The sequence below is a fragment of the Ruegeria sp. YKSD163 genome, from assembly GCF_059612905.1.
Window position 1 is genome coordinate 18,328 of the sequence record NZ_JBXWRM010000001.1, and the last position, 22,989, is coordinate 41,316.

Consider the following 22,989-nt stretch of genomic DNA (forward strand, 5'->3'; position numbering starts at 1 on the left):
TTAGGTGTCTGTCTCGTGGAGATAGACGCGTTGCGCATCTGGCTGCCAGAGAATAATCGGCGCCCTTGGGATTGGACTTGGCGCCTTGGTCGGTCTCGCGATCGATCAGCTGTTCCGCCGCGCCGCCGGGAGCAGATGTTACGGGAACTCTGCCGCTACACCTTTCGGCTGCGGAGGGTCAGGCCTAGATGCGCTCCCCTTCGGCGCTGAACAACAGCGTGTTGCCCGTATCATAGTCGACCTTGATCTCTGCGCCGGGGTCGATGTCATATTGGCCAAAGACACGCACGGTGAACCGGCTGTCCTGGCCCAGGTCGATCATCACGTTGGTGTCACCGCCCAGCTTCTCGACATGCATCACCTGACCCGACAGCGGGCCGGTGTCACCGATGCGGGCATGTTCGGGTCTGATGCCCAGCGTGGCTCCCACCGGCCCGCCCACCCGGTCGGCGGCCACGAAATTCATGGCCGGCGACCCGATGAACTCGGCGACAAAGCGGTTGGCGGGGTTGTTGTAAAGTTCAAGCGGGCTGCCCACCTGTTCGACCCGGCCGTCGCGCAGCACCACGATCTTGTCGGCCAGCGTCATCGCCTCGGTCTGGTCATGGGTGACATAGATCATCGAGGCGGTCAGTTGCCGGTGCAGGTTGGCGATCTCGATCCGGGTGTTCATGCGCAGGGCGGCGTCGAGGTTCGACAGCGGTTCGTCGAACAGGAACAGCTTGGGCTTGCGCACGATGGCGCGGCCGATGGCGACGCGCTGGCGCTGGCCACCCGACAGTTCGGACGGGCGGCGCGCCAGATAGGCCTCGAGCGACAGCATCCGCGCCGCCTCGGCAATCCTGCGCTCGATCTCGTCCCTGGGGTGGCCCGCCTGTTTCAGGCCCAGCGCCATGTTGCCGTGCACGGTCAGATGCGGGTAGAGCGCATAGGACTGGAACACCATGGCAATGCCGCGCTTGGCCGGGGGCACCGTGTTGACCACCTGGCCGCCGATGTCGATGCTGCCCGAGGTCGCCTCCTCCAGCCCCGCGATCACCCGTAGCAAGGTGGACTTGCCACAGCCCGAGGGGCCGACAAAGACGACGAATTCGCTGTCATCGACGGTCAGGTCGATATTCTTGAGCACGTCGACCGGGCCAAAGGATTTGCACACATTGCTCAGGGTCAGGGCGGTCATGTCAGTCCTCTCTCAAATCCACGGGGGCGCCGGTGCGGATGCTGTGATCGGCGGCCAGGCAGATGCGCAGCGATTGCACCGCATCGCTCATATGTCGGGTCAGGTCGATATCCTCGGTGATGGCGCGCAGCATATAGGCCTGTTCGGTATCGCAGAGTTCTTGGTGGCCGGGTTCGCCCGCCAGCTCGATCAGGGTATCATTGCCGGGGCGGTGCACCAGCAACCCGCCCACGCGGGTATGGCCGTCGACGTCGTCCGAGGCGCCCTTGTTGCCATCGGTGATCGACACCGCGCCATTGGGGCTGATGATATCCTTTACGAAAAAGGCAGTCTCGGACATCATCGGGCCCCATCCCGCCTCGTACCAGCCGACCGAGCCATCGGCGAACACCACCTGGAACTGGCCGTAATTGTACATGTCGGGCGCGATCTCATCGCTCAGCCGCAGACCGATGCCGTTGACCCGCACAGGGGGCGCATCGGTGATCTGGCACATCACGTCGACGTAATGCACACCGCAATCGACGATCGGGCTGGTGGTCTGCATCAGCGCCTTGTGGGTCTCCCATGTGGGGCCGTCGGATTGCTGGTTCAGGTTCAGCCGGAACACATACGGCCCGCCCAGCGCGCGCGCCTCGGCGATCAGTCGCTGCCAGCTGGGGTGGTGACGCAGGATATAGCCCACCACCAGCTTGCGCCCGGTCCTGGTCGCGCAGTCCACCACGCGGCGGGCATCGGCCACGGTGGTGGCCAGTGGCTTTTCGACAAAGACATGCGCGCCCGCCTCCATCGCCGCACAGGCGAAATCGGCATGGCTGTCGGAATAGGTGGCAATCACCACCAGATCGGGCCGCGTCTGCGCCAGGGCCGCGTGGAAATCGGCAAACACCGGATAGGGCCGCAGATCAGGATGATCGGTCATGCCAGAGCGGTTCACGAGGCCCACGATCTGCGCCTGAGGGTGGTGGTGATGGGCCAGCGCATGGCTGAGGCCCATATTGCCGAGACCGGCGATCAGGACACGGGTCATTTGACGGCTCCACTTGTGATGCCGCGGATCAGCTGCCGCGAGAAGATGACATAAAGGACCATGACCGGCAGGATCGCCATGCTGAGCGCCGACAGAACCGCGTTCCAGTCGGTGACGAACTGGCCGATGAAGACCTGGCTGCCCAGCGTCAGGGTCTTGGTTTCCTCGGCCGGGGCCAGGATCAGCGGGAACCACAGGTCGTTCCAGATCGGGATCATGTTGAACACTGCCACCGTCGCCATGGCGGGGCGCACCAGCGGCAGCACCAGGCGAAAGAAGATGGTGTATTCGCTCAGCCCGTCGATCCGGCCCGCATTCTTCAGATCGTCGCTGACCTGACGCATGAATTCGCTGAGGATGAACACGGCCAGCGGCAGGCCTTGGGCGGTATAGACCAGGATCAGCGCCCAGAGCGTGTTGACCAGCCCGCTGGCCACCATCAGCTCCAGAATGGCGACGGTGCCGATCCGGATCGGGATCATGATCCCAAGCGCCAGATAAAGGCCCATCAGCGTGTTGCCCCGGAACCGGTATTCGCTGAGCGCAAAGGCCGCCATGGCGCCGAACATGAGGACAAAGAACAGCGAGGCCACGGTCACGATCATCGAGTTCTGGAAATAGAGGAAGAAATCCCCCTGTTTCATCACTGTCTGATAGCCGATCATCGAGAAACTGTCGGCATCGGGCAGGGCCAGCGGCTCGCGAAAGATCGCCTTGCGGGTCTTGAAGCTGTTGATCAGGATCACAAAGACCGGGAACAGTGCGATGCAGGTATAGAGGATCAGTGCCCCATGCATGGCAAAGGTATTGGCGGGGTTGCGGCGGGCCTTGTTCATCTCGTGTCCCCCTCAGAACTGATAGCGGCGGATCCGGGTCTGGATCGCAAAGAGATAGACACAGACACCCAGCAGGATGATCGCGAACATCGCGGTGGCAATCGCCGAGCCCATATGCGGATCGCCCAGTTGCAGCTGAAAGCCGAAGAAGGTGCGATACATGAAGGTGCCCAGGATATCGGTTGCGAAATTCGGCCCCGCCAGCGCGCCCTGTGCCGCATAGATCAGGTCGAACGCGTTGAAATTGCCCACAAATGTCAGGATCGAGATGATCCCGATCGAGGGCAGGATCAGCGGCAGTTTGATCTTCCAGAAGGCGGCCATGCCGGTTAGCCCTTCGACCTCGGCGGCCTCGAGGATCTCTTCGGGGATCGACAACAGCGCGGCATAGATCAGCATCATCGGGATGCCCACGAACTGCCAGACCGAGATCAGCGCCAGCGTGGTCAACGCGTATTCCTCCTTGCCCAGCCAGGGCGCGAACAGCGCTTTCAGGCCGATGGCATCCAGCATGTCGGGGGCGATGCCCCAGATCGGGCTGAGGATCAGTTTCCAGGCAAAACCCACGATGACAAAGCTGAGGATGGTCGGAATGAAGATGGCCGAACGGTAAAAGGCGGCAAAACGCAGGCGCGGATGGCTGAGGATCGCCGCCAGCGCGATGCCGATCGGGTTCTGCACCAGCATATGGATGAAGAAGAACCAGAAATTGTTGCCCAGCGCGTTCCAGAACGCGCCCGACCAGTTCGGATCTCCAAAGAGGCGGCGAAAGTTGTCGAGCCCGACAAACACCCGCACCTGATCCGCCTCGCTGTAAAGGGCGAGCCGCAAGGTGTTGAAAAGAGGGAAGATCATGATCGCGGTATAGACCAGCACCGCAGGTGCGAGAAAGACCACGACATGCCATTTGATGCGACCTGCGCCCATGGTATGCCTCATCCGGTCGGGGCCGGCCCCGTCAGGCGGAGCCGGCGGATTTCAGGTTACTTCTGCGGGTCGTACCAGCTGGCCAGCCCGTCCTGCAGCCGCTTGCCCGCGTCTTCGGGGCTTTCGGCGCCCTTGATCACCTGAACCGAGGCGTTCCAGGTCTCGTTTTCCAGGTTCGGCGTGCCGCGCGACAGGATCTGATAGGTCGAACGGATGGTCGAGCCGCATTCGCCGCGCCAGCTGACGAATTCCTGCGCCAGAGGATCCTGCATCGGCACGTCAAAGCTCGACAGCGAGAAGAAGCCGGGCAGGGCGTTGGCATAGATATTGGCAAACTCTTCGGAGCCGACCCAGTCTAGGAAGGTTCGCGCGGCCTCGGCATTGGGCGAGGCGGCGTTCAGGCCGATGGCGATATCGGTATGGTCCGAGATATAGCACTTGTCGCCCGCATTCTGCACCGGCGGCTTGAAGGCGCCCATTTCGAAATCGGCCTGTGCGTTGAACCCGGTGATCTCCCAGCTGCCGGCGGGATAGATCGCGGCGCGGCCCAGGGTGAACAGGTTCTGACTGTCGGGATAGGTCTGCGCCTCGTACCCGTCGCCCAGATAGTTGCCCCATTTGGCCAGCGCGCGATAAGGCGCGACCCAGGCCTCGTCGGTCAGCTTCTGGTCGCCGCTGATCAAGGCCAGGCGGCCTTCCTCGCCCTTCCAGTAGTTCGGGCCGATATTGTTGTATCCCATTGTGGCTGCTTCCCACTGGTCGTTGGTGCCCATCGCCATCGGGATATAGCTGCCATCCGCCTTGATCTTCTCCAGTACGTCAAAGAACTCGGCCTCGGTCTCGGGCACGCTCAGCCCCAGCTCGGCAAAGGCGTCCTTGTTGTAGATGAAGCCATGGATGACCGAGGCCATCGGCACGCAGAAGGTGGCGGCGCCGTCATCGGTCTGCCAGGCGGATTTCGCCACGTCCGAGAAATTGGCCATGCCGGCCAGATCGCTCAGATCGGCCAGGTGGCCGTTCTGGTAGAGGCCCAGCGAGGTGTCGAATGGGCGGCAGGTGATCAGGTCACCGGCCGAACCCGCGTCGAGCTTGGCGTTCAGCACGGCGTTGTATTCCGCCGGGGCCGAGGGGGTGAACTTGACCTTGATGCCGGGGTTGCTGGCCTCGAAGGCGGGAATGATCTTGTCCTGCCACAGGGTCAGGTCGTCGTTGCGCCAGCTTTCGATGGTCAGGGTCGTTTCCGCCCAAGCCGTGCCGCCAAGTGCGGTCGATGCCAAAAGAACGGCGCTCAATACTTTGGTTTTCATGTGTTTTCTCTCCCTTGGTCTGTGTTCTTTTTGAGTTCCGCCAGTGCCGGGCGCAAATGGCCACCGGTCCGGTTCAACAACGTGCTTGCCTGTTCCCGTGTAGCGGCGCCGGCGGCGATCAATACCGCTTCCTTGACGTGACCACCGGCCAGGTCGAGCGCCCGCCGGGGCGCGGCGCCGGGAACGATCCGCTCAACGATGCCCAATGCGCGCTGGCGCAATTTGTCATTGTCGGCGATCAGGTTGACCATCATGCCGTCGTGCACATGGCCCAGCCGGACCGCCATCAGCGTCGAGATCATGTTCAGCACTGCCTTTTGCGCCGTTGCCGCGCCCAGCCGGGTCGATCCGGCGATCACTTCGGGCGGTGTGGGTAGATGGATGGCGCAATCGGCCTGCGCCAGAAGGGGCGTGCCGGCATTGTTGGCTATCGCCACGATCCGCGCGCCGGATGCGGCTGCGATACGGGTGAAAGCGATTGGATAAGGTGTTGTTCCACTTGCGGAAAGCGCGATCACAATGTCACCACTTTTCACCCTGCGCGCGGCCTGTTCGGCCTCTTGCACATCATCCTCGGTATGGCCGGGCATGGCGGCGGTCACGGGGACGCCACCGGCCATATGGATGTGGATGCGCTCGGGGGCGATGCCGAATGTGCCGGGCAATTCAACGCCGTCTGCCAGCCCCATCAGCGCCGACGAACCGGCTGCTGCATAGTGGATGTCGCCGCCGGTTTGCAGGGTCTGCGCAACCAGTGCTGCCGCCGCGTCGATCTGCGGCAGACAGGTTTGGATGACGCCGAGCGCGCTCTGCTGGCCTTGCAACAGCAAGGCGAGAATCTCCGGGCCGGGGCGGGTGTCCAATCCCCGTGCCTCGTCTCGCAATGTCTCGGTCTGCGGCAGCATATGATTCCCCTGTGGCTGGTATATCTAATACCTATTTAATACCTTTTGTCTACCTCCTTCCAATTTTGGGCCGTAAATCTACTCTAATCGAGCGAAATTCATGCCAAGTATCGCACAAAGGTCTTTATTGGCATTGAGAGGTATTATAAAGGTATTGCATGTGTGAGTCTGGCTTTCCATATCTGATTGCGGTCGATGGCGGGGGAACCTCCTGCCGGTTTGCCTTGCAGGCGGGCGCCATTCGGCACGAACTGCGCCTGGGCAGCGCCAATGTGTTTTCCAATCGTACCGGGGCCTTGTCCACCTTGAACGAGGGGTTGGCGCGGCTTGTGGTTCAGGCGGGTCTGCCGACCGAAAGTCTGGCCGACATTCCTGTTTTTGCAGGGCTTGCCGGCGTGATCGATAACACTGCGGCCCGAGAGGTCGCCGCCGCCCTGCCGTTGCGCCATGTCGAAGTGGCCGATGACCGGTTACCCGCCGTGGTGGGCGCGCTGGGGAAGCGGACCGGTTGCCTGATCGGGGTCGGGACCGGCTCATTTCTGGGGCGTCAGGATGCCGATGGCATCCGTCTGATCGGCGGTCACGGCTGGTCGTTGGGTGACGAGGCCTCGGGCTGTTGGCTGGGCATGGCCTTGTTGCGCAGCTGTCTCTGGGCGCAGGACGGGCTGGAGTCAGTCACGCCGCTGGTTGCGGCGGTGGCGGAGAGGGTCGGCGCGGGCAGCGAGGCCATCATACGGTTCTCGGCCAAGGCGGGGCCTGCTGATTATGCGGCGCTGGCGCCCATGGTGGTCGAGGCCGCCGAGGCGGGCGATCCCCTAGGGCAGGCGCTGATGCGGGCAGGGGCCGACTATCTGTCCCGCGGCCTGCGCGCGCTTGGCTGGCAGCCGGACGAGGAGATCTGTGCCCTAGGTGGCTTGGCCGGATGCTATACGGCTTTCCTGCCCGCGGACATGTCCGGCGCGCTTGTCCCCGCACGGGGAACGGCGCTGGATGGCGGGCTGGAAATGGCCCGCCGGCTGGCGGAACGCAGCGCGAGGGGAGCGGCATGAGCGGCGATACCATGGAAACCATCGAGGCCCATCTGCGCCCCGGCGCCTGGGTCGAGGACGCGGCGGGGCCGCTCTATGTGCGGCTTCGCAAGCGGATCGAGCAGAGCATCGACAGCGGGTTGCTGGCCAAGAGCGCGCCCTTGCCGGGCGAGCGCGAGATTGCCAGCCTGACCGGCTTGTCGCGCGTCACCGTACGCCGGGCGATGCAGGAGCTGGTCGATCGCGGCATCATCGTTCAGCGCCAGGGCTCGGGCAGTTTCGTGGCCGATGCCGCGCCCAGGGTCGAGCAATCATTGTCGCACCTGACCTCGTTCACCGAGGATATGGAGCGGCGCGGTCTGAACGTTACCAGCGAATGGCTGACGCGGGGTGTGTTCATTCCGTCGCCCGAAGAGGTTATGGCGCTGGCGCTCAGCTCGGGCGAGGAGGTGGCGCGCGTCGCCCGTCTGCGCCGCGCCGATGGGCGGCCGATGGCGATCGAACGGGCCTCGCTTCCGACCGATATCCTGCCGGATCCGCAGATCGTCTCGTCATCGCTCTATGCGGTGCTTGAACGTGACGGCAACCGACCGGTGCGGGCGCTGCAACGGATCTCGGCGGTCAATCTGGGGGCAGAGGACGCAGCGCTGCTGGGGGTTGAACCCGGTACGGCGGGGCTTCGCATCATCCGTACCTCGTACCTGCCGAACCGGCGGGTCATCGAATTCACCCGATCCCTTTACCGCGCGGATGCCTACGATTTCGTGGCCGAACTGCGCTTGGGCAACAGTTAGGACAGACAGATGAACCAGCCCGTCACGCGTATGCGGCGCGAGATCAACGAAATCCCGCAAGCCGTTCAGCGGCTGCTCGATCAGGGGGCACCAGATGTGGCCCGCGTCGCGGCGGCGGTGCGCGCGCGCGATCCCGCCTTTGTCGCCACGGTGGCGCGCGGCTCGTCCGACCATGTCTGCACCTACCTGTCTTATGCAGCCGAACTGCTGTTGGGCCTGCCGGTGGCCTCGGTCGGGCCGTCGGTGGCCTCGGTCTATGATGCGCGGTTGCGGCTCGACCGGGCGCTATGCCTGGCGGTGTCGCAATCGGGCCAGAGCCCCGATATCGTCGCCATGACCCGCAATGCAGGGCGCGACGGCGCACTGTGCGTGGCGCTGACAAATGATGTTACCTCGCCCCTTGCGGGCGTCAGCGCCCATGCGATCGACATCCATGCCGGGCCTGAACTGAGCGTGGCGGCGACCAAGACCTTTGTCACCTCGGCAGTGGCCGGGTTGATGCTGCTGGCCGACTGGGCCGAGGATGAGGGGCTGCGCGCCGCACTTGGCAACCTGCCCGAAACGCTGGCGGCGGCCAGCCGCATCGACTGGCCCGAGATGCGCGCCGCCATCGGCGCGCGGCCGTCGCTCTTCACTCTGGGGCGAGGCACCGCGCTGGCGGTGTCCAACGAGGCTGCGCTGAAATTCAAGGAAACCTGCCAGTTGCATGCCGAGAGCTATTCCTCGGCCGAGGTGCTGCACGGTCCGGTCTCGATCGTCGAGGAGGGGTTCCCGGTGCTGGGCTTTGCCGCGGGGGACGCCGCCGAAGCGCCGCTGGCCGAGATCGCCGACCAGATCGCCGCCAAGGGCGCCACCGTGTTTGCCACCACCGGGCAGGTGAGCCGTGCCCATGCGCTGAAACATGTGCGCAGCGGCCATCCGCTGACTGATCCGCTGAGCCTGATCGTATCCTTCTATGCCATGGTCGAGGCCTTTGCCGCCGAGCGCGGTATCGACCCGGATGCGCCCCGCCATCTCAACAAGGTGACGGAGACGGTATGACCCTTGCCCTGTCCGGAGCCCGCATCCTGACGCCCGAAGGCGTTGTCGACGGGCACGCGCTGCTGGTCGAGGCGGGGCTCATCCTGCGGGTCGCAGCCGAAGAATCGGTTCCCACCGACGCACGGCATCTGCGCCTCGAAGGGGGGTGGCTTGCGCCCGGTTTCGTCGATCTTCAGGTCAATGGCGGCGGCGGCGTAATGCTGAACAACGCGCCCTCTGTCGACAGCCTGCGCCGGATGTCCGAAGCGCATGGCCGGATCGGGGCGACCACAATCCTGCCGACGCTGATCACCGACGCGCCCGAGGTGGTCGCCGCCGCCATCGCTGCGGTCGAGGCAGCGGTGGCAGAGGGCGTTCCTGGGATCGCTGGCCTGCATCTGGAGGGGCCGCATCTGGCGCTCTCGCGCAAGGGTGCGCATGATCCGGCATTGATCCGTCCGATGGGCGACGACGATCTGGTGCTGCTGCTGGAGGCAGCGCAGCGGCTGCCGCTGCTCAAGGTCACGCTGGCGACCGAGAGCGTGTCGCCGGAGCAGATCCGCGCGTTGACCGCGGCCGGGGTGCTGGTGTCGCTGGGGCATACCGATGCGCGTTTCGAGGACTGCCGCGCAGCTGCAGATGCGGGGGCGGCCTGTGTCACCCATCTGTTCAATGCACAAAGCCAGATGGGCAATCGTGAACCGGGCGTGGTGGGCGCGGCACTGGCGCTGGGGGCGCTGTCGGCGGGGATTATCGCCGATGGCATCCACGTGCATCCCGCCTCGCTGGGCAATGCGATCCGGGCCAAGGCCGGTCCGGGACGGGTGTTTCTGGTCAGTGATTCCATGGCGACGGCGGGGTCCGATATCGATTCGTTCACGCTCAACGGGCGCGAAATCCGGCGCAACGGGGACCGGCTGACACTTGCCGATGGGACCCTCGCCGGGGCGCATCTCGAGCTGGCGCAGGCGATACGCAACGTGATGGCCATGGCCGGGCTGGATGTGTCTGAGGCGGTCCGCATGGCCACGCGCTCGCCTGCCGATTTGATCGGACGCGCAGACCTGGGGCGGCTTGCGCCCGGCGCGCGGGCTGACCTGGTGCATCTGGACGATCGATTGGCGCTGCGCCGGGTGTGGCGCGCTGGTCAGGAGATCGGCTGAGACTATTGGAATGCGGGGCGCTCCCGCCTGTCGTTGGGGTTTTCTGACGAAAACCCCGCCTCCCGTTGGGCCGGGCGCCGTGCTGTGCACGGCGCGGGGGCTCTGCCCCCGAGAGACAAAATTCGACGAATTTTGTCTCCTCCCCCGGAGTATTGCGGGCGAAATGAAAGACCTGTCACGCCGGGTGCAGTGAGACCGGCAGGCCGTTGAAGGCGGCATTGCCGCTGAGCGGGTCCGTCCGGCGATCGTCGGTCAGGTCGTTGATCGAAACGGTCCGGTTTTGTGTCGCTGCCGAAAGGTGGCCTCCTTGCTGGCCCCAGCCCTGGGGGATGGAGACGACGCCCGGCGCCATGGCCTCGGTCACTTCGACAGGCAGGGTGACCGTGCCGGCCGCGCTGGTGACGCGGGCTGGCGCGCCGTCGGCGAGGCCGAGGCGGGTGGCATCGCTCGGGTTCACCTCGACCGTGCAACGATTGCGGCCCTTGACCAGGCGCGGGCTGTTCTGGGTCCAGCTGTTGTGGCTGCGTGCCTGTCTCCGTCCGATCAGGGTGAAGGGATGCGCGGGATCGGGGGTGTCACCGCTGGCCAGCAGGCGCGGCAGGTCGTCCAGAAATGCCTGTGGCGCCAAATCAAGCCGCCCGTCGGGTGTCTCCAGCCGGTCGGTCAGGTTGGGTACCAAGGGACCCAGATCGCGCGGTCGGCCTTTCTCTTGCAGCGCCGCGAGCGAGACATTATCGCCGTGGAACCCCTGCGCCAGCAGCATCGCCAGCACCTGATCGGGCGCCGGGCCGATCTGGTTGGCGCCGGTCAGCTTTGCGGTCAGCCGGGCGATGACCTCCCATTCGGCCGGATTGCCTTGCGGCGGTGCAAAGATCGGCGGTGCATAGCCCACCGTGTTGCGCACCGCGAATGTGTGGAACACCATGTCATAGACCGTCTCTTCGAGCGCCACGGTACCGGGCAGGATCAGGTCGGCGTGCCGGGTGGTGTCGTTCACATGAATGTCAAGCGACATCATGAAATCGAGCCCCTGAAGCGCGCGTTCGATGCGTCGCCCATTGGGCGCTGTCAGCACCGGATTGCCCGCCACGGTCACCAGCGCGCGGATCTGGCCGGGGCCGGGGGTTTCGATCTCTTCGGCGAGCACCGAGACCGGAAATTCGCCATTGTAAAGCGGCTGGCCCGACACCCGCGAGCGCCGTTCGGGATAGCTGCGCGCCTTGCCCTTGCGCGAGGTCATGCCGACATAGTCCACCGCCGGGGTGGTGAACATTGCGCCGCCTTCGCGGTCGAAATTGCCGGTCACGATGTTGAGCGCGTTGGTGGCCCATTGGCAGAGCGTGCCAAAGCTTTGCGTCGAGGCGCCCATGCGGGCGTAACAGGCGGCGCGGGGAGCGGCGGCGAAATCGCGGGCCAACTGGCGGATGGTGTCAGCGCCGATCCCGGTGGCCTGGGCGGCGCGTTCGGGGGTGAAAGGGGCGACAGCGGCGCTCAGCCGGTCCAGCCCATCTGTCAGTGGTTCCAGGTGGCGCAGGCGGGCAGGGCCGTCCGACAGGATCACATGCAGCATCGCCATCAGCAGCCAGGCGTCGCTTTCGGGGCGGATGAAGTGATGCTCCCCCGCGCGCTCGGCGGTCTCGGTCCGGCGCGGGTCGATCACCACAACCCGGCCGCCGCGCGCCTTGATCGCGTCGATGCGGCGGCCATAGCCCGGCGCCGTCATCATCGAACCGTTCGAAACCACCGGATTGCCACCGATGATCAACAGGAAATCGGTGCGGTCGATATCGGGGATCGGCATCAGCATCGGGTGGCCCAGCATGTGGATCGAGGCGACGTGATGGGGGATCTGATCGGCGGTGGCGGAACTGTAGCGATTGCTTGTGCCGATCGCCTTGACCAGCGCTGGCAGGTTCAGGAGGTTGCCGAATTTATGCGCGTTGGGATTGCCCAGATAGACGCCCACCGCGTCGCTGTCATGGGCGGCCTGAACCGCGCGGATACGCTCGGCGGCATGGTCAAACGCCGCCTCCCAGTTGATTTCCTCGAAATCGCTGCCGCGTTTCAGCAAAGGTTTGGTCACCCGGTCGGGATCGGTGCGGAAATCCTGCAAGGCGATCGCCTTGGGGCAGATATGGCCGCGCGACAGCGGATCCTCGGGATCTGGACGGATCGACAGCACGTCGTGATCGTCATGTGTGATGATCAGGCCGCACATGGCCTCGCAGATATTGCAGCTGCGGTGCTGGGTGCGGAGCTGGGTGCTTGGGGCTGACATGGGGCATCACCGATCGTGGGGCTGGGCACAAAACGGGCGCCCGAAACCTTCGGACGCCCGCGTTTTTCAGATCTTATTCCTCGTGGACCTTGGCCCAGCCGCCGTTCTCGACCTTGAGAACATAGACCGAGTCCGCGCCCTGGTGATCGTCGGGACCATAGTTGATATGGTTACCGACCAGATCATCCTGATAGTCGAGCGATTCCATCGCGGCAATGAAGCTTTCATGGGTCAGATCGGGGCCTGCGGCCTCGAGCGCCATGACCATCTGCTGGGCTGCGGCATAGCCGAGCATGGCAAAGCCTTGCGGGTCTTCACCGGTTGCGGCCTTGTATTCCTCGATGAAGGCTTTCGGGGCCGGCTCGTCTGCACGCGCCCACAGGTCCTGCCAGCTTGCCGCAGCATAGAACCCTTCGGTCACGCCGCCGGGAACCTGCGCCACCACGGTCAGGAAGCTGGCCGAGGTGCCCATGAATTGCATGTCGGACAGGCCCATCTTCTTGGCGGTGCCGACGATGGTGATCGCCTGACGTACGCCCAAAGCGATCGTCACGATCTGGCAGCCCGATTCCTTGAGTTTGCTGAGCGAGCCTACGAAATCGGTCTCATCCGGCTTGTGGGTGGTCTCGGCGGCAAAGGTCAGACCCGCTTCCTCGACCCCGGCCTTGGTGCCTTCGAGGATCTCCTTGCCAAAATCGGTGGGCAGATACATGGTGCAGACATTCTTGGCCCCATGTGCGCTGGCCAGATATTTCACGCCCACCCGGCTCTGGTCGAAATAGCTCGAGAACGAGGTGAACTTGTTGCCCATCGGTTCCTGGATCATCTGACGCGCTGCCGACAGCGGGGCGATGTTCGGAATGCCCATCGGATCGATCAGCTTGAACCCGGCCAGGTTCATCGGCGTGCCGAGGTTCTGCATCATCGCAAAGACCTTGTCGCGGTTCAGCAGCTTGTTGAAGCCCTGCATCGCGCGTGGCATCTGATAGCCGTGATCTTCGACCACGTAGCGGATCTTGCGCCCATGCACGCCGCCTGCGGCGTTGACCTTGTCGAAATAGACATTGGCGCCCTTGGTGGCGGGCACGCCCACGGCTGCGAAGATGCCGCTCAGGTCGTTGACCGCGCCGATGACGACCTCGTCATCGGTCACACCCTGGGTTTCGGCGCTGGCCAGACCTGCTGCCGCGGTCAGCGCAGTGGCCGCCAGCAGACCCTTGATCATATTCTTCATGTTATTCCTCCCTTTGGATATCCCTGTTGTTATTTGTACATATCTTCGATGAGATGTGCGTGTTTCTTTTCGACAAAACTGCGTTTCAGTTTCATCGTCGCGGTCAGCTCATCGTCTTCGGCGGTCAGCAACACGTCGATCAGGCGGAAATCCTTGATCTGCTCGACCCGCGCGAATTCCTTGTTCACCTGTGCGACCTCGGCCGCGATCAGCTCGCGCACCTCCTTGGCGGCGCAGAGCGAGGCGAAGTTCGAAAACGGTACCTTGCGATCCTGCGCGAATTTCTCGACGTTTTCCTGATCGATCATGATCAGACAGGTCAGGAACTTGCGCTTGTCTCCGACAATCACCGCGTCGGAGATGTAATGGCTGAATTTCAGTCGGCTCTCGATTTCGGCGGGGGTGATGTTCTTGCCCCCGGCGGTGATGATGATGTCCTTGAGCCGCCCGGTGATGGTGACATAGCCATCACCGTCCATCCGCCCGATATCGCCCGTGCGCAGCCAGCCATCGTCGGTAAAGCTTTCGGCGGTCTTTTCGTTGTTGCGCCAGTAGCCCTTGAAGATATTCAGCCCCTTGACTTGTATCTCGCCCCCCTCGGCGATACGCACCTCGATGCCGGGAACCACCTTGCCGATGGTGCCGATCCGGTTTTCCTCAGGCGTGTTGATGGTGGCGATCCCGGCGGTTTCGGTCATGCCGTAGCCTTCGACCAGCGGCACGCCGATGGCCCAGTACCATTTCAGCAGCTCGGGCGAGATCGGCGCCGCCCCGGTGCCGCCCCGGCGCATCTTGTCCATGCCCAGCATCCGGCGCAGGTTGCGCAGGACCAGCCTGTCCCAGAGCCAGAAATTGGCGGCCACACCGGCGGGAACCGGTTTGTTTTCAATCAGGTATTGCGCACGCTTCATGCCTGCCCGCAGCGCCATGCCAAAGGCCGCGCGCCCGCTGGGCGTGGCCTCTTGCGCCAGGATCAGCACCTGGGAATAGATCTTCTCCCACACCCGCGGTACCGCGGTAAAGGTGGCGGGCGAGACCTCTTGCAGGTTGGCAAACACCGTCTCGGGGCTTTCGGCGAAATTCACCGTGCATTTGGAGGCGAGCGGGAAATAGATCGACACGTCGCGTTCCAGGATGTGGCAGAGCGGCAGAAAACACAGCTGCTCGTCGGTCTCCTCGGTCGGCAACCTGTGGGCGCCCGCCTCGATCCCGGCCATGATGTTCTCGTGCGTCAGCATCGCGCCCTTGGGCATGCCGGTGGTGCCCGAGGTATAGATCAGCAGCGCCACATCCTCGGGCCGGATCTGGGCGATCTCGGCCTCGAACGCGCCCGGCTCTTCCTTCTCCGCCTCGCGGCCGATCTCATAAAGCCTGTCGATCATCAAACAGCGGGGATGGTTCAGGTCATGCAACCCCTCATCCTCGAGAATGATGACGTTGAGCAGGCCGGGAACCTCGCCTTCGATCTGCAGGTACTTGTCCAGCTGTTCCTCGTTCTCGGCGATCAGGAACCGGCTGTCGCTGTCGTTGATCAGGTATTTCAGCTGGCTGGCCGAGTCGGTGGTATAGACCCCCGAGGCGATGCCGCCGACGGCCTGAATGCCCATGTCGAACCAAGCCCATTCCTTGCGGTCCTCGCTGAGGATCGAGACGACCTCGCCGCGTTTCAGGCCCAGCTTGCGCAGGGCAAGGCCGATCCATTTGGCGTGCTGCCAGTAATCGGCCCAGGAATAGGATTTCCAGATGCCGAAATCCTTCTCCCGATGCGCGGTGCGGGTGCCCAGCTCGGCGCAGCGTTTCTGGAACAGGGCCGAGATCGTGGTGGTGCCGTCCACCAGCACCGGGCGCTGGCCCGGAGTGGCGTTGAACGTGACCCCGTTGATCACGGTCTGGGCGGGCAGGGTGCGTGTATCCATCTTGCTCACCTCTTTCGTTAGCGCCAGGTTTTCTTGCGTTTCCAGCGGCGGTTCTCCCGCGCGCCTTCCTCTTGCACACCCAGATAGAAGTTCTGGATGTCCTCGGATGCCATCAGCGATTGCGCCGAACCGTCCATGACGATGCGCCCGACCTCCATCACATAGCCATGATCGGCCAGCTCCAGCGCCGCGCTGGCATTCTGTTCGACCAGCATCATGGTCATGTTCTGCTCTTCGTTGAGCCGTTTGAGGATGGCAAAGATCTCTTGCACCAGCAGGGGCGACAGGCCGAGGCTGGGTTCGTCCAGCAGCATGATGCGCGGATTGGCCATCAGTCCACGACCGATTGCCAGCATCTGCTGTTGCCCGCCCGACAGCGTGCCCGCCTCCTGGTTGCGGCGCTCCTTCAGGATCGGGAAATAGCTGAACACCAGTTCCCGGTCGTGTTCGATCTGCGCCTTGTCGGTGGCCGTATACGCGCCCAGGCTCAGGTTCTCGTCCACCGTCAGCAGCGGGAACACCTCGCGCCCCTCGGGCACATGCACGATGCCTTTCTGGACCACCTTGTGCGGTTCCGATCCCTGGATTTCCTCGCCGTCAAAGGTGATGGTGCCCTTTTCGGGGTCCATCACGCCCGAGATGGTCTTCATCAGCGTGGTCTTGCCTGCGCCATTGGCGCCCAGGATCGAGACGATCTGCCCCGGGCGCACCTCGAGCGAGACGCCACGGATGGCCATGATCGGGCCGTAAAAGCTTTCGATATTGCGGATTTTCAGAATGGGCTCGGTCATGCGGCCTTCCCCAGATAGGCTTCGATCACGGCGGGGTCGGATTGCACCTGCGCCGGTGTACCCAGCGCCAGTTTCGCCCCGTCTGCCATGGCCAGCACCCGGTCGCTCACGCCCGAGACCAGCCCCATGTCATGTTCCACCATCAGCACGGTAATCCCCATCTGGCGGCGGATATCGTCGATCCACCAGCGCATGTCGTTGGTCTCCTCGACCGACAGGCCCGAGGCCGGTTCGTCCAGTAGCAACAGCTTGGGATCGGTGGCCAGCGCGCGGGCCACCTCGACCACCTTGCGCACGCCATAGGGCAGGCCGGCGATATACTTGTCGCGATAGGCCTGGAGATCGAGAAAGTCGATGATCTCCTCAACTTTCTCGCGGTTCTCCATCTCTTGTCGCCGCGCCGAGGGGGTGAACAGGATCTCCGAGAACAGGTTGGTGCGGCGATGCCGGTGGCGGCCCACCAGCAGGTTTTGCAACACGGTGGCATGTTCAAAGAGTTCGATGTTCTGGAACGTGCGCGCCACTCCATAGGCGGCCACGCCCGACGGCTTGACCTCCAACAGGTTGTGCCCGTCGAACCGGATCTGGCCCGCATAGGGGTCGTAAAAGCGCGAGATCAGGTTGAACACCGTCGACTTGCCCGCCCCGTTGGGGCCGACGATGGCAAAGACCTCGCCCTCTTCGACGGAGAAGGACAGGTTGTCCACCGCCGTCAGCCCGCCGAATTTCAGGGTGACGTTTTCCAGCTCCAGCAGGCTCATCTCAGGCGCTCCGTCTTCAGATAGGATTTCTGCCGCTTGAACATGTCCTTGCGGTAGAAGGGGAACAGCTCGAAGAAGGTGCGGATCTTCAGCCAGCGGCCATAGATGCCCATCGGCTCGAGCAGGATGAAGGCGATCAGGATCATGCCGAAGATCCCGAATTCCAGCCCCGGAATGGCCACGGTGCTGCCGCCAAAGACGGCGCCCACGTATTCCTTGGCGATCGACAGGAACTGCGGCAGGAACCCGATCACGATAGCGCCGAAAAAGGCGCCGTGGATCGAGCCAAGCCCGCCGATCACGATCATCATCAGAAGCTCGATCGAGATCACCACGCTGAAGGTCTCGTTGTTGAAGGCGCCGGCAAACAGGCCCATGAAAGCGCCCGCCCAGCCGGTGACCATGCACGACAGGCCGAACGAAATGGTCTTGGCCCGCGCGATATCGACACCCATCGCCTGGGCCGATACCTCGCTGTCGCGCACCGCGATGAAGCTGCGCCCCAGCGGAGAGCGGAGCAGATTGATATAGCCCAGCGTTACGATCACGGTGACCGCCAGCACCAGCCAATAGAACAGCATCGGCGTGCCCCAGCGGTCGATGGTCAGGCCAAAGAGGTCGATCCCGGCGATGTACTTGCCGCCGACGCCGCCGGTCCAGGGTTCGGTCAGCACGATGATGTCGTCGACAAGGATCGAAAGGGCCAGCGTGAAGATGGCCAGATAGATGCCGTGCAGCCGCAAGGCAGGGATCGCCACCGTGGCGCCGATCAGCCCGGTGATCACCCCGGCCAGCGGAAAGGCGATGATAAAGGGCACACCCGCTTCGAGCAGGATGACATTGGCATAACAGCCAAAGGCCAGAAAGGCCGCGTGGCCCAGGCTGGCCTGACCGGTATGGCCGGTCAGCACCATCAGGCCCATGCCCGCGATGGCCCAGATCAGCACATTGGTGAGCTCGCCCAGATAGAACGCGTCCAGCAGCCAGGGCGCGGCCACCACGATGGCCAGCAGGATCATGTAGAGGCTCAGCTGATAGCCGTCCTTCCAGGGGCGGATATCCTGCATGTAGTCGGTTTTGAAAACGATGCGCATGATCTCAGACCTTCTTCACGCGGACCTGGCTGAACAGGCCGTGGGGACGGAAGACCAGCACCGCCACAAGCAGCGCATAAGGCGCGATCTGGCTGTAACCGGCGGCGATATAGCGGCTGGCAAAGGGTTCGATGACACCGACGATCAACCCGCCCGCAAGCGCGCCGGGCAGGCTGCCAAATCCGCCGATCACGGCGGCGGCAAAGGCCTTGATGCCCAACAGGCCGGTCGAGGGATCGACCGAACCCTTTGCGGCAAACAGGATGCCCGCAACCGCGGCCACCGCGCCGGCCAGCGCCCAAATAAAGCCCTGCACCCGCTTGACCGGGATGCCCATGTAATAAGCGGCCAGCTGGTTCTGCGAGGCGCCCTGCATCGCCAGGCCCAGCTTGGTGCGGCTGAAGAACAGGTAGAGCGACCCGGTCAGCGCCAGGGTGACGATGATCACCGCCACATCCTCGAGCCCCAGGACCAGACCGCCGAACGACAGCTCCTTGCCCGCCAGCGGGTTTTGCAGCGTCTGCGGCTCGTGACCCCAGATCAGACCGGCGGCAAAGCGGATCACGAAACCCAGCGCGATGGTCAGGATCACAACCGCCGTCTGGCTTTCGCCGAACATGCGCCGGATCACCAGCCGGTCGAGCATATAGCCCAGCCCCGCCATGATCCCGATCGAGATCGGCAGCGCCAGCCAGAACGGCAGGCCCATATATTCGGTATTGGTCAGCCCGATGGTGACAAAGGCGCCCAGCATCATGAAATCGCCCTGCGCGAAGTTCACGGACTCGGTCGCCTTGTAGATCAGCACGAAGCCAAGCGCGATCAGGCCATAGACGCAGCCATTCGCCAGCCCGCTGATCAGCAGCTGTACGTTATCCAAGTTTTCCTCCCTGCGCCGGTTTTCCGGCGTCCTTTACAGCGCCCCGGCCCGCGCATCGGGCCAGGGGCTTGGTCCTCACTATGGCGTGATCATCACCTTTCCGTCAGTCTTTTTCAGAGCTTCGGCCAATCCTGACACAACGTCACGAAGCGGAAGGTGCCCCGACACATCGGTTTTCCAACGTCCGTCGGCAAAGCGCGCCTGCACCTCGGCCACCACGCGGGCCTGATCGGCCAGCGGGGTGGTCATCATCCACTGGGTGAGCCAGAACCCCTCGATTCGCTTGTTCATGAAGATAAGCTGACCCATCTGGGTCAGCACCGGCAATTCGGCGTCTAGCTTGCCATAAGACACCCAGCGCGCGCCGTTGGGCATGGCTGTAAAGATGCGCTCAGAGGTCTGGTCCGATACCGCGTCCAGGAACACACGCGGTTTCAGTGCCCGGCTGATGGCGGTGAATTTCTGAACCAGTTCGGGGTCCGAGGTCACCAGAACCTCGACCGCGCCCAATGCCTTGAGCGGTTCGACCGCTTCTGCCCGTCGCACCAGCGCGATGGGTTTCAGGCCCAGATCGCGCCCCAGCGACACCATCAGCTTGCCCAGCTGGCTGGTGGCTGCCGACACCACAAAGGCCTCGCCCTCGGAGCGGGCGATATCGACCATGGCCATGGCGGTCAGCGGGTTGACGATCTGCGCCGATCCGTCCTCGTCACTGATATCGGGGCGCAGTGGAATACACATCTGCGCCTTGGTCAGCACATATTCGGCCCAGGCACCCGAGCTGGCGGCGACAAAGGCGACGCGCTGGCCCACCAGTCCTTCGGCGCCCTTGCCCGCCGCGACCACGTCGCCGCAGCCTTCAAAGCCCGCCGGCGCGCCCTTGACGCGCGGCTGGCCGTATTCGCCCTTGATGAAATGCAGGTCCGAGGGGTTGACCGAGGCCATGCGTAGCCGGATCAGCGCCTCGCCGGGGCCGGGTTGCGGCACCGCAATCTCGCCCGGCTCCAGCCAGTCGGCCGCGTCCGCGATGGCCGGGCCGGTGGCCTTGCCGGAATACCCGTCGCCGGTCTGCAAGACGGCGAACATGGTGGTGGGGATATCTGTCATTGTCGTCCTCGATCAGGGTCAGGAGGGATGGGCCCGCAGGCCCTGCATGGCGAAGCGCACGATCTCTTCGATGATGGCTTCGTATTTCTGCGGCGTGTCGCTGGGGCGGGGGCGGAACCAGGCGACCGGCCCGTTCAGCGCGCTCATGAAGGTCTGTATTGTGATCGCCGGGTCGGGGCCGGCGCGCAGGCTGCCCTCGGCCAGCCCCTTGGCCAGCAATTCGCGGAACCGCGCCTCATAGGCATCGCGGCGTGCGATATGCTGGGACAGCGATTCCTTCTGGAACTCGGTCGTGGTGGTATAGCGGCGCATCAGCAGCCCGTCCTTCAGCACCAGCATGAAGGAATGGTGGAACAGCATCGCCCGCACATGGCCGCGCGCCATCGCCTCGAGCCGGTCCAGCACCGGAAGATCGGCCTGATAACCGGGATCTGTGGCTTGGAACACGATATCCATGCCCCGGTCGCGCACCGCGTTGAAAAGGTCCATCTTGGACGGGAAATAGTGATAGACCCGCCCCTTGGTCGCGCCCAGGTGCCGCGCCACCGTATCGATCGAGGTGGCGTCGAAACCACGGCTCTGGAAACATTCGGCGGCGGCGTCAAGCAACTCCTCGTAGCGCTCGCTGCGGCTGGGGCTGTTGGTGGTGGTATCGCTCACGGGCTTGTGCCTTCGGCTGTCTGCGGCGGAAAACATACTCTTGGGTATGAAGGATACATACGCGTGGGTATGGATCAATCCGACACTTGCGTGACGTGGCGGCAGACAGGGGAATGCGGCGCGGCGCCTTGGCAGGGTTCCGGGCAGAAATGAAAACGGGCGAAGCCGACTTTGCGGCCCCGCCCGTCGCGCGGTCAGGCTGTCTCGGTGCTCAGTTTGCCATCAGGGCGCGCAGGGCCTGCGCCTGGACCGAGATGGTCTCGGGGGCCGCCTTGATACCGGACAGGATCTGGAGCACGCCGGTCTTGACCGTCGGGTTCAGTGCGCTTGTCTCGACCGCCTCGACCATGGTGTCATAGTCAAAGCCGGACTGGCTCAGCATGCCGTTGTCCTGCCAGTTCTTGAACAGTTCGGCGGCACCAGTCTGGGCGGCGGCAACCTGTTCGCCGACAGCGGTGGCGGCGCCTGTCGCGGCCTCGGTGGCGGTATCGACGGCATTGCCGGCGGTCTCAGCCGCTTGCGAGGCGGCCTCGGCGGCGGCTTCGGTCGCCTGATCCACAGCCTGAGCGGCGGAATCGTTTGCGCCTTCAGCGGCCTGGCTGGCGGCCTCGCCCACCTGGTCGAGGGTTTCGGTCACGGCGGTGGTTGCCTGATCCACCGCCTGAGCGGCGGCTTCGGCGGCCTGTTCGGCGGCGGTCCGGGCCTGCTCCGCCGCAGTTTCGGCAGCGGTTTGGGCCTGTTCGGCGGCCGGTTGCTCGATCGGTTCGGCGACCGGCTCGGCCGGGGTCACTGCGGTGCTTTGCGGCGCTTCGGCCTGCTGGTCTCCTTGTGTAAAAAAGACATAGGCCCCGGCGCCGATGGCGCCGAGAGCGACGAGGATGAGAATGCGATTCATTGCGGTCTCCCGTGACTTGGATGGGCCCTAGATGGGGTGGCACGAGAGGCGGCACTAGGGGGAAATTTCCGTTTGTACGGGTAGTTTTGCCAACGGGCGTCTTTTCGCGGATGGCGGTGACGGCAACAGGCAACAAGCCGCCGTTCCGGGCCTAGCGATAGGTGCGCTGATCCATCGGCGTGGTCTCGATTGCGGTCAGGATCCGCTGCAGCAACAGCTCCTCGGCCCGATTCTTGACGGTTGCCGGATTCCAGACCACGTGCACGTCGATCGCAGGCAGGCCATCATAGGGTGGCACCTGCCACAACTGCCCGTCGCGCACGTCGCGCGCGGCCACATGAAGGGGCAGGGGGCCGATGCCCAGCCCGGCGACGATCATCCGGCGCACCTCTTCCAGATGGCTCGACACGCCGGTGATCTTCTGACCCAACTCAGCCTGGGCTCGCATTACGGTAACCGGTTTCAACACGTCCTGCAGGCGGTCGGTCTCGAAGCTGACGGAACTGTGCCCGGCCAGATCGGCAAGCGTCAGGTCGCGCTTACCGAACAGCGGGTGCGGCGGGCCGCAGAACAGACCAAAGAACTCGCGGAACAGCCGCTGATATTCCAGCTTCGGGTTGTGCTCCTTGACCAGGCAGATGGCGAAAGAGGCGCGTTTGGCGGCAACCTCGGCGATGGCGTCGGCGCTAGAATAGACCTCGATCGACAAGGTTGCGCTGGGGTGGTCCGCGTGAAACCGCGACAGCGCTGTGTCGAGCAGGGGAGAGACCACGTGGCTGGCCACGGTGATCCGCACATTGCCCTGCACCTCATCGGTCAACTCGCGCATCAGCGTGGACAGGCGCAGCACCGAACCGTTGATTTCAACCGCCTCGCGATAGAGCAGCCGGCCCGCATCGGTCAGCGCGAAGTGACCCGGTGACCGGTCCAGAAGCTTGCGGCCGATCCGGTCTTCAAGCTTCTTAAGCGCCGCCGAGACCGAGGGTTGCCGCAGGCCCAGCCGGTTGGCGGCATCGGTGACCGAATGGCTCTCGGCCAGCGCCACGAAGGTGCGCAGCAGGTTCCAGTCAAGCTCGCGTGCGATGCGTTCGGGGTCAAGCCGGTTCGAGTTTCGAGTCATAGAAACCATCTATAGTCAGAATACCTATTATCTATTTGATCTATAGTTGCCGGGTTTGCACAG

At 63.8% G+C, this 22,989-nt stretch carries 21 protein-coding genes; 4 read left to right on the forward strand and 17 right to left on the reverse strand.

The features are described from left to right. Positions 1 to 184 precede the first annotated feature (184 nt). Genes AC2FNA_RS00085 through AC2FNA_RS00110 form a run of 6 tightly spaced genes read right to left on the reverse strand, consistent with a single transcriptional unit; the run spans position 185 to position 6,185 of the window. Entirely contained in the window at positions 185 to 1,180 is a 996-nt protein-coding gene (locus AC2FNA_RS00085; protein ID WP_496823462.1) for an ABC transporter ATP-binding protein, read from the reverse strand. Between the two features lies 1 nt (position 1,181). Then, complete coding sequence (locus AC2FNA_RS00090) at positions 1,182 to 2,210, reverse strand: Gfo/Idh/MocA family protein (RefSeq protein ID WP_496823464.1); 1,029 nt, start codon at positions 2,208 to 2,210, stop codon at positions 1,182 to 1,184. Next, on the reverse strand, positions 2,207 to 3,046 hold the full coding sequence (locus AC2FNA_RS00095; RefSeq protein WP_496823466.1) for a carbohydrate ABC transporter permease: 840 nt from the start codon (positions 3,044 to 3,046) through the stop codon (positions 2,207 to 2,209). The genes AC2FNA_RS00090 and AC2FNA_RS00095 overlap by 4 nt, the downstream gene beginning before the upstream one ends. Before the next feature lie 12 nt (positions 3,047 to 3,058). Then, complete coding sequence (locus AC2FNA_RS00100; RefSeq protein ID WP_496823468.1) at positions 3,059 to 3,973, reverse strand: carbohydrate ABC transporter permease; 915 nt, start codon at positions 3,971 to 3,973, stop codon at positions 3,059 to 3,061. 56 nt (positions 3,974 to 4,029) lie between these two features. After that, the gene (locus tag AC2FNA_RS00105) at positions 4,030 to 5,280 is read right to left on the reverse strand and encodes an ABC transporter substrate-binding protein (RefSeq protein ID WP_496823470.1); all 1,251 of its coding nucleotides are present in this window, start codon (positions 5,278 to 5,280) and stop codon (positions 4,030 to 4,032) included. Beyond that, the gene (locus tag AC2FNA_RS00110; RefSeq protein ID WP_496823472.1) at positions 5,277 to 6,185 is read right to left on the reverse strand and encodes an N-acetylmuramic acid 6-phosphate etherase; all 909 of its coding nucleotides are present in this window, start codon (positions 6,183 to 6,185) and stop codon (positions 5,277 to 5,279) included. Before AC2FNA_RS00110 ends, AC2FNA_RS00105 begins: the two co-directional genes overlap by 4 nt. Positions 6,186 to 6,343: 158 nt before the next feature. Between AC2FNA_RS00110 and AC2FNA_RS00115 the strand changes: the two genes are divergently transcribed. From AC2FNA_RS00115 to nagA, 4 genes are read left to right on the forward strand one after another with little or no spacing between them, the layout of a single operon-like run. Then, positions 6,344 to 7,234, forward strand: coding sequence for a glucosamine kinase nucleotide-binding domain-containing protein (locus AC2FNA_RS00115; protein ID WP_496823474.1), 891 nt, complete (start codon positions 6,344 to 6,346; stop codon positions 7,232 to 7,234). Then, positions 7,231 to 8,007 carry a GntR family transcriptional regulator gene (locus AC2FNA_RS00120; protein ID WP_496823476.1) on the forward strand — a complete coding sequence of 259 codons (777 nt, stop codon included), beginning with the start codon at positions 7,231 to 7,233 and terminating at the stop codon, positions 8,005 to 8,007. Before AC2FNA_RS00115 ends, AC2FNA_RS00120 begins: the two co-directional genes overlap by 4 nt. 9 nt (positions 8,008 to 8,016) lie before the next feature. Further along, the gene (locus AC2FNA_RS00125; protein ID WP_496823478.1) at positions 8,017 to 9,048 is read left to right on the forward strand and encodes an SIS domain-containing protein; all 1,032 of its coding nucleotides are present in this window, start codon (positions 8,017 to 8,019) and stop codon (positions 9,046 to 9,048) included. After that, the gene (gene nagA / locus AC2FNA_RS00130) at positions 9,045 to 10,190 is read left to right on the forward strand and encodes an N-acetylglucosamine-6-phosphate deacetylase (protein ID WP_496823479.1); all 1,146 of its coding nucleotides are present in this window, start codon (positions 9,045 to 9,047) and stop codon (positions 10,188 to 10,190) included. The genes AC2FNA_RS00125 and nagA overlap by 4 nt, the downstream gene beginning before the upstream one ends. 175 nt (positions 10,191 to 10,365) lie before the next feature. On the opposite strand, the gene AC2FNA_RS00135 is transcribed toward nagA, so the two are convergent. From AC2FNA_RS00135 to AC2FNA_RS00185, 11 genes are all read right to left on the reverse strand, one after another. After that, on the reverse strand, positions 10,366 to 12,468 hold the full coding sequence (locus AC2FNA_RS00135) for a molybdopterin oxidoreductase family protein (RefSeq protein ID WP_496823480.1): 2,103 nt from the start codon (positions 12,466 to 12,468) through the stop codon (positions 10,366 to 10,368). A 73-nt stretch (positions 12,469 to 12,541) separates the two neighbouring features. Further along, positions 12,542 to 13,702 carry an ABC transporter substrate-binding protein gene (locus tag AC2FNA_RS00140; RefSeq protein ID WP_496823481.1) on the reverse strand — a complete coding sequence of 387 codons (1,161 nt, stop codon included), beginning with the start codon at positions 13,700 to 13,702 and terminating at the stop codon, positions 12,542 to 12,544. A gap of 29 nt (positions 13,703 to 13,731) precedes the next feature. Further along, positions 13,732 to 15,618: an AMP-dependent synthetase/ligase gene (locus tag AC2FNA_RS00145; RefSeq protein ID WP_496823483.1), complete on the reverse strand. Its 1,887-nt coding sequence runs from the start codon at positions 15,616 to 15,618 to the stop codon at positions 13,732 to 13,734. Positions 15,619 to 15,635: 17 nt separating this feature from the next. Then, on the reverse strand, positions 15,636 to 16,409 hold the full coding sequence (locus AC2FNA_RS00150; RefSeq protein ID WP_496823485.1) for an ABC transporter ATP-binding protein: 774 nt from the start codon (positions 16,407 to 16,409) through the stop codon (positions 15,636 to 15,638). Then, positions 16,406 to 17,170, reverse strand: coding sequence for an ABC transporter ATP-binding protein (locus AC2FNA_RS00155; RefSeq protein WP_234136653.1), 765 nt, complete (start codon positions 17,168 to 17,170; stop codon positions 16,406 to 16,408). Before AC2FNA_RS00155 ends, AC2FNA_RS00150 begins: the two co-directional genes overlap by 4 nt. Next, positions 17,167 to 18,264, reverse strand: a complete 1,098-nt coding sequence (locus AC2FNA_RS00160; protein ID WP_496823487.1) for a branched-chain amino acid ABC transporter permease — start codon at positions 18,262 to 18,264, stop codon at positions 17,167 to 17,169. Before AC2FNA_RS00160 ends, AC2FNA_RS00155 begins: the two co-directional genes overlap by 4 nt. Before the next feature lie 4 nt (positions 18,265 to 18,268). After that, positions 18,269 to 19,144: a branched-chain amino acid ABC transporter permease gene (locus AC2FNA_RS00165; protein WP_496823489.1), complete on the reverse strand. Its 876-nt coding sequence runs from the start codon at positions 19,142 to 19,144 to the stop codon at positions 18,269 to 18,271. Positions 19,145 to 19,222: 78 nt separating this feature from the next. Continuing rightward, the gene (locus tag AC2FNA_RS00170) at positions 19,223 to 20,251 is read right to left on the reverse strand and encodes a zinc-binding dehydrogenase (RefSeq protein WP_496823491.1); all 1,029 of its coding nucleotides are present in this window, start codon (positions 20,249 to 20,251) and stop codon (positions 19,223 to 19,225) included. A gap of 18 nt (positions 20,252 to 20,269) precedes the next feature. After that, positions 20,270 to 20,911, reverse strand: a complete 642-nt coding sequence (locus AC2FNA_RS00175; protein WP_496823493.1) for a TetR/AcrR family transcriptional regulator — start codon at positions 20,909 to 20,911, stop codon at positions 20,270 to 20,272. 211 nt (positions 20,912 to 21,122) lie between these two features. After that, the gene (locus tag AC2FNA_RS00180) at positions 21,123 to 21,806 is read right to left on the reverse strand and encodes a hypothetical protein (RefSeq protein ID WP_496823495.1); all 684 of its coding nucleotides are present in this window, start codon (positions 21,804 to 21,806) and stop codon (positions 21,123 to 21,125) included. A gap of 151 nt (positions 21,807 to 21,957) precedes the next feature. Next, positions 21,958 to 22,926, reverse strand: a complete 969-nt coding sequence (locus AC2FNA_RS00185) for a LysR family transcriptional regulator (RefSeq protein WP_496823496.1) — start codon at positions 22,924 to 22,926, stop codon at positions 21,958 to 21,960. Positions 22,927 to 22,989: the final 63 nt, after the last annotated feature.